Here is a 9,634-nt window from a genome sequence, read left to right as displayed (position 1 = left end):
GCGGCCTCGGCGACCTCGCGGGGTGCCGCCATCCGCCGCTGGGGGGCGCGGCGTACGAACGGCTCCTCCAGCTGCGGGTCTTCGCCGAGCACTTCGTCCATCAGCTCGGTCCTGACGCTGCCCACCACCAGGGCGTTGACCCGGATGCCGCGCTCGCCGTAGTCGGCCGCGGCGGCCCGGGTCAGTCCCAGCACCGCGTGCTTCGCGGCCACGTACGGCGCGCCCGAGCCCGGCGCCAGCACTCCCGCCACACTGGAGGTGTTCACGATGGAACCGCCCTGCCCGTCGGCGAGCATCGCCGGTATCTGCCGCCGCAGGCAGTTCCACACGCCGCGCACGTTCACGTCCATGACGCGCTCGTAGTCGGCCTGATCGGTCTCGTGGAGCAGCTTGCCCACACAGGCCCAGCCGGCGTTGTTGAACGCCCCGTCCAGCCGGCCGAACCGGCGCACCGCCGTGTCCACGGTCCGGGCGACGTCCTGCTCACGGGTGACGTCGCCCGGCACCGGCAGGGCGGATCCGCCGTTCTCCTCGATCTCCTCCGCCAGTTCGCGCAGTCGCTGCTCACGCCGTGCCATCAGCACGACACGGGCGCCCTCCGCGGCGAACAGCCGGGCGGCGGCGGCTCCGATGCCGCTGGAGCAGCCCGTGATCATGATGGTCTTGCCGTCCAGGAGCATGTGGGTGTCGTCCTCTTCTCCTCGAGGGGTCCGAACGTTTCCGAGGCGGATGGGCGGCGCTCAGCGGAACCGGGTCAGATGTGTGCGGGCCCATGCCTCGAACGGCGTCGCGGGGCGGCCGGTCACGCGCTCCACGTCCCGGGTGACGGAGGCCTTCGCCCCGGCGTCCTGGCGCCTGGCGCTCTCCAGCAGTGCCCGGGCGACGGACTCCGGGTACCGGGCGCGCCAGTGCGCCAGGGCCTCCTCCTCCGTCAGCGCCTCGTGCCGCAGCGGGCGCCCCAGCAGGTCGGCCAGGTGGGCCACCTGCTCGCGCGCCGAGAGGGCGCGGGGGCCCGTCAGTGCGTACGCCCGGCCGTGATGGCCGGGTCCGGTGAGGGCGCGGGCGGCGACCTCGGCCAGGTCGGCGGGGTCGACGCAGGCGTTCGGGGCGTCCCCGTACAGGGTGCTCACCGGGTCGCCGGCGCGGATGGCGTCCGCCCAGGCCAGGCAGTTGGACATGAAGGCGCGCGCCCGCAGGAACGTCCAGGCCGGCCCCGCGGCCCGCCAGACCTGCTCGCAGTCGCGCTGCCAGCGGGTGATCAGGTCCTGTGCGCCGGTGTCGGTGACGGCGAGCGCGGACAGCTTGACGACGTGGCGCACCCCCGCCTGCCCGGCCGCGTCGGCGAGGTGCTCGTCGTGGCACGGCCGTACGGGATCGAAGGTGGCGACGAACAGGGCGTCGGCTCCTTCGAGGACGCGCTCCAGACCGGCTCGGCAGCCGAAGTCGGCCTGTACCAGGCGCCCTTGGACACCGAGCCGGGCGGCCTGTTCCGGTGACCTCGTCAGCGAGAGCACCTCGTGGTCGGCACCCAGCAGTCCGGCCAGCCGGCGTCCGACGGTTCCGGTGGCTCCCGCGACGGCGATCCGCAGTCTCACCGGGCCCTGCCTCTCGTGACATCGAGGTCGATCCGCGCGATGGTCTCGGGGCGGGCGATGCCGGGCAGCAGCATCCGCCACATGACGACCGTACGGCGTGGCAGATCGGCGCGGTCGCTGATCAGCTGGGAGTACAGCTGGACGCCGGTACACGCGCCGACCAGGAACTCCGCGATGTCGTCGGGCCGTGTCGTGGGCAGCAGTTCGTCCTCGTCGACGGCCGTGTGCAGGCACTCCGCCATTATCTCCTTCCAGCCCAGGTAGGAGGAGGCGTCCCGCAGCCCGAAGCTGCCCTGTTCGACCGAGAGCCGGACACCCGCGCGGAGCAGGGCGTTCACCTGGAGTTCGTGCGCCCACACCAAGGTGATGTCGACCAGACGCTGGAGTCCGCGGGAGTTCAGCCTCGGCTCGATCACGGCGGGCTGGGCGCTCATGACGGCGCGGGCCAGGCCCTCCTTGGACTTGAAGTGGAAGTAGAGAGCGCCTGCGGTGACCTCGGCTCGTCCGAGGATGCGGTTGATGCCCGCCCCCGCGTATCCGCACTCGTCGAACACTTCGGCTCCTGCCCGCAGCAGTGCTTCGCGGGTGCGCAGAGCCCTCTCCTGGGTCGGTCGGGTCATCGTCTGATCAGCCATCCTCGACAACAAAAAGAACGTCCTTTAGGTTTACATGCGGCTGCCGCGGCAGTCCAGTTACCGCCCGAGACGGGCCTCGTTCGGTCACCTTCTGTCCCATGGGAGTGACGTTGACCAAGCCGTTAACCATCGATGCCGCCGCCGGGACGCGCCGAGTCGCGCAGCGGTCCGTCCACAAGCTCAACGCCGACCAGGTGCTCCTGACGGGGTGGCGGCGCCTCGCGGACAACTGTTTCGTCGTCACCGCCGGCTGGCCGGGAGATCACCCCTTCTACGCCGTGCGCGGCGGACGCCACGACCCCCTCCTCCTCAGCGAGACCGTCCGCCAGTCCTTCCCCCTGCTGTCGCACCACGCCTACGACGTCCCCTTCGGGCACCACCTGGTCTGGGACACCTACGCCTGGCGGCTGAACCCGGCGGCCCTGTGGGCCGACGGATCGCCGGCCGGCATCGAACTGCACGTTTCCGCGCGCGAGGTGGTGCACCGCCGCGGGAGCGTGGTGGTCCTCGCGCTGGACTACGAGATCCTGCGGGACGGGATGCCGCTGGCCACCGCCGAGAGCCGCTTCACCGTCCAGGCCCCCGCCGTCTACCGGCGACTGCGCGGCTCGCACGCCGACCCGGCCGCCGTCCGGCCGATCCCCGTGCCGCCCGCGATACCCGCCGGCCCGGCGGGCCGCGACCGGTCCGCCGACGTCGTCCTCGCCCCCACCGGCTCGGCCCGGCGCTGGCAGTTGAGGGTGGACACCGGGCACCGGGCGCTCTTCGACCACCCGGTCGACCATGTGCCCGGCATGCTGCTGCTGGAGGCCGCCCGGCAGGCGGCCCACGTCGTCGACGGCCGGCCGTCCGCCGTCGTGACGGGGATGGAGACCCGGTTCCTCCGGTACGCGGAACTGGACGCGCCCGCCTGGATCGAGGCCAGGGAGACCGGCAGGGACGCAGCCGGGCGGCCGACCCTGTCCGTGACCGGCACGCAGGACGGCCACGAGCTGTTCGACTGCGCGGTCACGCTGGACACGGGCGGCCCGCAACATCCTCAGGGCGAGTGGCCGGACTCCCGTCTGCCGGGCGTTTGACGACACGACCACGGCCCGCCGGCGGACGGCGGGCCGTGCCCCGTGGGGCTGCGCACACACGACGGGGCGGCCGGCTGGATGCCGGCCGCCCTTGTCTCGTGCGCGGGCTCAGACCTGCTCGGTCTGCTTGGCGGGCGCGCCGGTGGGCGCGGCCGCGACGGCCGCCTCGGGCCGGACGGTCGCCGCCGGGGCGGACCGGCGGCCCAGATCGGGCAGGACGGTGGCCAGGCCGACGACGGCCATGACGGCACCGAGCCAGAGCGGCGCGCGCAGGCCCCACGCCTCGATGACGACGGCGCCGATGGAGGAGCCGAGGATGATGCCGAGGGTGATGAAGGAGGAGTGGACCGTGTTGACCAGCGGGCCGGCGTTGCCGGTGCGCTGCACGCGGGTCGCCATCGCCGGGTTCATCGTGACGCCGACCAGGCCGATGCCCATCATGCAGATGACCGCGGGGACGGGCAGGTCGGCCAGGAGCGCGAACCCGGCCAGGAAGACGGTGTTGAGGACCAGGCCGACGGCGAGCACCGGGACGGTGTGGCCGTCGGCGAAGCGGCCGACGACGTTGTTGCCGATGACGGTGGCGGCACCGTAGGCGATCAGCAGCAGCGGGACGGTGCCGGTGGAGAAGCCGGTGACCTCGGTGAGGATCGGGTTGAAGTAGCTGAACGCGGAGAAGGTGGCACCGATGATGAGCGTGCTGGTGGACAGCACCAGCCACAGCTTGGGCTTGCGGAAGACGCCGACCTCCTCGCGGAAGCTGCCGCCGCCCTCGGCGCGCTCGATGCGGGGCACGCCGAACAGGGTGGCCACGGCGGCGATCACGGTGATCAGGGTGATGGTCCAGAACGCCGCGCGCCAGCCGAAGCGCTCGCCGACGAGGGTGGAGATGGGCAGGCCCAGCAGGGTGCCGAGCATCAGGCCGTTCATGGCCACCGCGATCGCCCGGCCGCGCACCTCGGGGCGGGTGAGCTGGGCGCACATGGAGATGCCCACGCCGAAGAACGCCTGGGAGGCGATGCCGGTGATGATGCGCGCGGCCATCATCGTCCCGTAGCCGGTCGCGGTGGCGGCCAGCACGTTGCCCGCCAGGAAGATGGCGAACAGCACCATCAGGGCGGTGCGGGGCGGGAACTTCATGACGGCGATGGTGAGGAAGGGCCCGCCGGCCGCCATGGCCACGGCGAAGGCGGTGATGAGGTATCCGATCTGCGGGATCGTCGCGTTCAGGCCGTCGGCCATCTGCGGCATCAGCCCGGCGACCACGAACTCGCTGGTCACCATGGCGAAGATGCCGAGTGCCAGGACGTATACGGCGCGAGGCACGGTTCGGTCTCCTTCGGGTGTGCTGTCCGGCGGTTGGCGCGCCGGACCACGTCGGTCTCGTTATGGATAGATCGGTTCAAAACTTGGGCGTACGGAGCCGCCGCCCGGCGCGGGCAGCGCCGCCGTCAGCCGGTCAGGGCGTCCAGGGTGACGTCGGCGATCGACTCCAGCGCGGCGCGGTCGGCGCCGCCCTGACTGGAGATCCGCATCCCGCCGATCGCCGCGTTGACGAAGCGGGCCAGCGCGCCGGGGTCCCGGGCGGAGGTGATGCTCCCGTCCCGCCGGCCCTCCTCCAGCACCGCGCGCAGGGCGGCCAGCCGGCGGGCGGTGTCCCGCTCCAGCATCGCCGCCGCCCGGGCGTCCCGGGCCGACAGCTCCACCGTGGTGTTCACGGTCAGACAGCCTAGGCTGCGACCGCCCGCGCGATGCTCCGTCTCCCCTTCGACGACCATGGCGAGCAGGGCGCGGACGCGCTCCGCCGCGCTGAGCCGGCCATCCTCCAGGACGGCCAGCTGAGCGCTGGTCATGGTGTCGATGTAGCGAGCCAGCGCCCGCTCGAAGAGGTCGTGCTTGCTCTTGAACGTGTTGTAGATGCTGCTGCGCCCCAGACCCGTGGCCTCGCACAGATCCTGCGTGGAGGTGGCCTCGTAGCCCTTCTCCCAGAACGTGCGCATCGCCGCGTCCAGGGCCCGCTCCTCGTCGAAGCTCCTCGGTCGGGCCATGTCCCGAGCCTAGCATGTTTTGGATCGGCTGGTCCAATAGTCTGCTGAGGACGGTCACGGAGCGCCCGCCTGATAGCGCCGCCCCAGGACGGCGCGCGGCGACCACGGGCGCCGCCCCGTGCGGAACATCGCGTCCGCCCGGGCCAGCGCGCCCGGACGCAGCTCCTCGGTGCCGCCGAGCGCCGCCAGCCGGGTGGCCGAGTCGTCGCCGAGGTACAGCGCGCTCAGGTCCCGCACATCGATCCGCAGGTCCGGGGCGCGCCCGGTGCGCGCGCAGGACGCCCCGTCCGGCCCGCCCTCCAGCGACCATCTGCCCGCGGCGTAACCGGCCGCGTCGGTCACCTCCAGCACCAGGCCGCCCTCGACGCCGTAGGTACGGGCCGACAGGGCCCGGGGCGTGTCCAGCACCCGCAGCCACATGTAGTCGCTCAGGGCGCTGATCCGCGCCGCCCTCGGATCACCGAGCCACAGCGGGAGCAGCGTGTCCGGGGCGCGGTAGGGCAGGTGCACGGTGGCCACCCAGTCGACCGTCACCGCGTACCGCAGCAGGGCCGCCTCCGCGCGCGGGGACACCGCGACGAGGTCCCGGATCCACAGCGGCGAGCGGGGCAGCATGCTCCCCCAGGTCTCCTCCGCGCTGAAGCACAGCAGTCCGTCGGCCTCACCGGTGTCCGGGTCGATGTGGAGGGCGAAGAACGGCTCGGGCCGCTCGGCGGCGCCCTCCGGACGCTGCCCGGTGGCGTCCAGCCACCACTGCTCGTCCCGGCGCAGCGCCCCGTGCTGGACGGCGCGCAGCCGCTCGTAGACCGCCGGGGCCGCCTTCAGGTACTCCCGGGCGTCCACCTGGAGCACCCCGGAGACGTCCGCGGTGCGTCCCGGATCCAGCCGCGCGCGGTGCACGTCGATCTCGAACCAGGCCATGGCCGTCGCGGGCCCGAACCCGTACCGCCCGTACAGCGGGTACTGGGCGGCGTCCAGGACGGCGAGCGGCTCACCGCGCTCGAAGGCGCCCCGGAGGTCCGTCGCCACCATCCTGCTCAGCAGGCCGCGCCGGCGGTGCGTGCCCGCGACGCTGACCTTGGACACGGCCGACACGGGCAGCACCGCACCGCCCGGCACGGTCAGCTCCTGGGGGGTGCTGCGGTAGGTGCCCACGCACCGGTCCATGTCGAAGGCACCGATGAGCCGGTCCTGGCGGGCGGTCGCCCGGATGGCGTCGACGCTGTGCTCGGTGTAGGGGCGCAGATACCCGTTGCCCCAGGTGCGGGTCCAGGCGGGCAGGTCGTCCTCGGTGACGGCCCGTATGTCGATCACCGCTGAATCGGTCATTGCTGCTCAACCTCCGGTCCCCGCGGGGGAGCCGGTACGGCCGGCCGCACCGGCCGCACCGGCTCCCCCGCGGTGCTTCAGGGCGCTGTCGTGACGGAGAGCGAATGGCGGAAGTAGTTCGACGGGTCCCAACGGCCCTTGATCCGCTGGAGCCTGCGGTAGTTGCCCTTGTAGAAGAGCGCGTGCCAGGGCAGGTCCGACCGGTTGTGGCGCGGGTCGGCCATGTCCGGGTCGGGGTAGTTGATGTAGCAGCCGTCGGTCACGCCGTCGAGCTCGGGAACCCCCTGGGTCTCGGCGAAGACGTCCTCGTACCAGTCGCGGATCCACCGCATGTAGCGGGCGTCGTCCTTCGGGTCGGACCAGATGTTCTGGAAGATCACCTTGAAGACCGAGTCGCGCTGCGCACTGGCGGTCGCGTCCGGCGCCACCGAGTTGATCCGGCCGCCGAAGGAGAGCAGCACCAGGGTGGTGTCCGGGTTGTCCAGCTCCGGATCGGCCAGGAACCGGTACAGGGACGCGATCTGCCGGTCGGTGAAGTTCTTGCGGAAGTACGCCGACTTGAGCCCCACCCGGGCGATCGGGTTGGCACCCACCGGGTCCGGCGCCCCCAGCATCCGCGCGGCGGCCAGCCACGGCAGCTCCGTCGGACGGAACTGGTTGGGCATCGCGGCCAGTTCACCGCTGGGCCGCTCCATCGGCACCGGCTCGATGCCGGTCCCGTCCAGCAGCTCCGCGAGGTACGCGTCGAGCAGCGCGCGGGAGTCGGGGATCGTCGCGTCGATCTGCGTGAAGAGGCTGAGCCGGCCGAACGCCTTGGCGTTGACGTTGAACAGGCTGCTCAGGTGGCGGTACACGTCGTCCGGGCCGCCGTGCCGCTCGTGCCAGGCGCCGAAGTTCCTCATCAGCCGGGCGAAGGACGCCTCGTCGAGCTGCTCCCAGGGGAAGTCGAGGGCGCTCGTCCACACCCGTGCGGGCGGGTTGACGAGCTGGTCGCCGGGCCGGCTGCCCGTGGCGTCCGGCGAGCGGAACCAGTACCGGGTCGCCAGGCCGAAGTTGCCCCCGCCGCCGCCCGTGTGCGCCCACCACAGGTCGCGGTGCGGATCGTCCTCCTCGCGGGTCGCGATCACCGTGCGCACCCTGCCGCGCTCGTCCACGACCACGACCTCCACCGCGTAGAGGTGGTCGACGACCAGGCCGTAGGCGCGCGAGAGCATCCCGTAGCCGCCGCCCGACACATGCCCGCCGGCGCCGACGCTGTGGCACACACCGCCGGGGATGGTGACGCCCCAGCCCTTGTACAGCGCCTCGTACACGTTGTAGAGGCGGGCCCCCGCGTCGACGTAGAAGGCGCGGAACCTCGGGTCGTAGCCGACGTCGGTCATCTCCGAGAAGTCCAGGATGACCTCGACCTCGGGGTTGCAGGTGAAGTCCGCGACGCAGTGCCCGCCGCTGCGCACCGACACGCGTTTGCCCGCGCGGAAGGCGTCGCGCAGGGCTCTGGCCGCGTCGGCCGAGGAGCGGATCATCTTGATGTACTCGGGACGGGCCACGAAGCGCTTGTTGATGCCGGTGGTCAGCAGCTCGTAGCGGGGGTCCACGGAGGAGACCCGGGCGCCGGCGGCGTCGCCGGGGCGCGGGCCGGCCGCGACGGCCGACGGCGCGGCGGCGGTCAGCGCCGCGGTACCGGCGAGGGCGGCACCGCCTGCCAGGACGGACCGGCGGCCTGGACGTGCAGATGACATGGTTCCACCTCTTGGCTGGATGAGGCTGGGCTGGGTGAGGCTGGGGAAGAGCGGTCGATACGCCGTGACCGGGCGTCGGGGGCCAGCGCCGGTTCCGCGGCCGTCGAGAGGCCGCCGGCCTGAGACGGCCGGGCGGGGCACGGCACGACGCTAGAACCGTCCCCGGCCGAATTCCACTGATGACGTGAGTAGTCGCCCGCTACTCACCCCTACCGGGTCGGGTAGAAAACGCCGCCGCGGGCGGCGTTTCCTTGAGGCCTCTTCCGGGCCGCTCCTATGGTCGGGGCACACCGGGGGTCCTTCCGGACCGCCGTGGTGATTCCCCTTCGCAGCCTTCACCCTTCACCCTTCACCCCGACACTTCAGAGAAACGGGTCTGAGCGCATGGACATCGTCAGGAATCTCGTGGGCAGGACGGCTCTGGTCACCGGAGGAAACCGAGGTATCGGAGCGGCGATATCCCGTCGCCTCGCCGCGCAGGGAGCCGACGTGGCGCTGACCTTCGCGAGGAACAAGGAGCAGGCGGAGGCCGTCGCCGAGGAGATCGCCCGGGCGGGCGGCGTGCGCGCCCTGGCGGTGGCCGCCGACGCCACCGACCCGGAGGCCATCCGCACGGCGGTGGACGCGGTCGCCCGCGAGTTCGGGCGCATCGACATCCTCGTCAACAACGCCGGATACATGGACATGTCGATGCCGGCGCTGGAGGACACGCCGCTGGAGGTCCTGGACCGCACCCTCGACGTGAACACCCGGGGCGCCTTCCTCACCGCGCAGGCCGCCGCCCGGCACATGGGCGAGGGGGGCCGGATCGTCAACATCAGCAGCTGCCTGGCCCGTCACGTCCCCGGTCCCGGCATGACGGCGTACGCCATGAGCAAGGCCGCCGTCCACGGGCTCACCCTGGGTCTCGCCCGGGACCTCGGGCCGCGCGGCATCACCGTCAACGAGGTCGCCCCCGGCTCCATCGACACCGACATGAACCCGGCGGACGGCCCCTCCGCGGAGTACCAGCGCTCGCAGAACGTCTTCGGCCGGTACGGGCGCGCCGACGAGATCGCCCACACCGTCGCGTACCTGGTGGCGCCCGAGGCCGCGTTCGTCACCGGCGCGTCCGTGGCGGTGGACGGGGGCTCCAACCTCTGAACCGCGGTCGCCCGGCCAGGCTCCCGGATCCGCCCCGGATCTCCGCCCCGGCCGGGCCCGCCG

General features: G+C 72.5%; 9 protein-coding genes. 2 read left to right on the top strand and 7 right to left on the bottom strand.

Annotation, left to right across the window (positions count from 1 at the left end; genetic code table 11):
- From CCN42_RS30865 to CCN42_RS30855, 3 genes are all read right to left on the bottom strand, one after another.
- Window positions 1–680: SDR family NAD(P)-dependent oxidoreductase (locus CCN42_RS30865; protein WP_245877537.1), on the bottom strand; the 680-nt coding region annotated here is incomplete at its 3' end.
- 60 nt (window positions 681–740) lie between these two features.
- Window positions 741–1,595: an NAD(P)H-binding protein gene (locus CCN42_RS30860; RefSeq protein WP_086740560.1), complete on the bottom strand. Its 855-nt coding sequence runs from the start codon at window positions 1,593–1,595 to the stop codon at window positions 741–743.
- The gene (locus CCN42_RS30855) at window positions 1,592–2,215 is read right to left on the bottom strand and encodes a ScbR family autoregulator-binding transcription factor (RefSeq protein WP_086740558.1); all 624 of its coding nucleotides are present in this window, start codon (window positions 2,213–2,215) and stop codon (window positions 1,592–1,594) included. Before CCN42_RS30855 ends, CCN42_RS30860 begins: the two co-directional genes overlap by 4 nt.
- A 113-nt stretch (window positions 2,216–2,328) precedes the next feature.
- Between CCN42_RS30855 and CCN42_RS30850 the strand changes: the two genes are divergently transcribed.
- Window positions 2,329–3,309: a ScbA/BarX family gamma-butyrolactone biosynthesis protein gene (locus CCN42_RS30850; protein WP_086740556.1), complete on the top strand. Its 981-nt coding sequence runs from the start codon at window positions 2,329–2,331 to the stop codon at window positions 3,307–3,309.
- A gap of 108 nt (window positions 3,310–3,417) precedes the next feature.
- Here CCN42_RS30850 and CCN42_RS30845 read toward each other — a convergent pair whose 3' ends face one another.
- The 4 genes from CCN42_RS30845 to CCN42_RS30830 all read right to left on the bottom strand — a co-directional run bounded on the left by CCN42_RS30845 (window position 3,418) and on the right by CCN42_RS30830 (window position 8,428).
- A complete protein-coding gene (locus tag CCN42_RS30845; RefSeq protein WP_086740554.1) occupies window positions 3,418–4,635 on the bottom strand; it encodes an MFS transporter in 1,218 nt (405 codons plus the stop codon).
- A gap of 125 nt (window positions 4,636–4,760) precedes the next feature.
- Window positions 4,761–5,357, bottom strand: a complete 597-nt coding sequence (locus CCN42_RS30840; RefSeq protein WP_086170367.1) for a TetR/AcrR family transcriptional regulator — start codon at window positions 5,355–5,357, stop codon at window positions 4,761–4,763.
- A gap of 54 nt (window positions 5,358–5,411) precedes the next feature.
- Window positions 5,412–6,686, bottom strand: a complete 1,275-nt coding sequence (locus tag CCN42_RS30835) for a GNAT family N-acetyltransferase (RefSeq protein ID WP_086740552.1) — start codon at window positions 6,684–6,686, stop codon at window positions 5,412–5,414.
- A 77-nt stretch (window positions 6,687–6,763) separates the two neighbouring features.
- Window positions 6,764–8,428, bottom strand: a complete 1,665-nt coding sequence (locus tag CCN42_RS30830; protein WP_086740550.1) for an FAD-binding oxidoreductase — start codon at window positions 8,426–8,428, stop codon at window positions 6,764–6,766.
- Between the two features lie 384 nt (window positions 8,429–8,812).
- Between CCN42_RS30830 and CCN42_RS30825 the strand changes: the two genes are divergently transcribed.
- The gene (locus CCN42_RS30825; protein ID WP_086740548.1) at window positions 8,813–9,571 is read left to right on the top strand and encodes an SDR family NAD(P)-dependent oxidoreductase; all 759 of its coding nucleotides are present in this window, start codon (window positions 8,813–8,815) and stop codon (window positions 9,569–9,571) included.
- The last annotated feature ends 63 nt before the right edge of the window (window positions 9,572–9,634 follow it).

The organism is Streptomyces glaucescens, from assembly GCF_002154375.1.
GTDB classification, from domain to species: domain Bacteria; phylum Actinomycetota; class Actinomycetes; order Streptomycetales; family Streptomycetaceae; genus Streptomyces; species Streptomyces glaucescens.
The sequence above is the reverse complement of the archived record's forward strand: the minus strand, read 5'-3'. Positions and strand labels throughout refer to the sequence as shown.

Coding starts and splice junctions, on each gene's coding strand:
- CCN42_RS30855 (WP_086740558.1), bottom strand. CDS start 2,215: ATGACCCGACCGACCCAGGAGAGGGCTCTGCGCACCCGCGAAGCACTG.
- CCN42_RS30850 (WP_086740556.1), top strand. CDS start 2,329: ATGGGAGTGACGTTGACCAAGCCGTTAACCATCGATGCCGCCGCCGGG.
- CCN42_RS30840 (WP_086170367.1), bottom strand. CDS start 5,357: ATGGCCCGACCGAGGAGCTTCGACGAGGAGCGGGCCCTGGACGCGGCG.
- CCN42_RS30825 (WP_086740548.1), top strand. CDS start 8,813: ATGGACATCGTCAGGAATCTCGTGGGCAGGACGGCTCTGGTCACCGGA.
- CCN42_RS30830 (WP_086740550.1), bottom strand. CDS start 8,428: ATGTCATCTGCACGTCCAGGCCGCCGGTCCGTCCTGGCAGGCGGTGCC.
- CCN42_RS30835 (WP_086740552.1), bottom strand. CDS start 6,686: ATGACCGATTCAGCGGTGATCGACATACGGGCCGTCACCGAGGACGAC.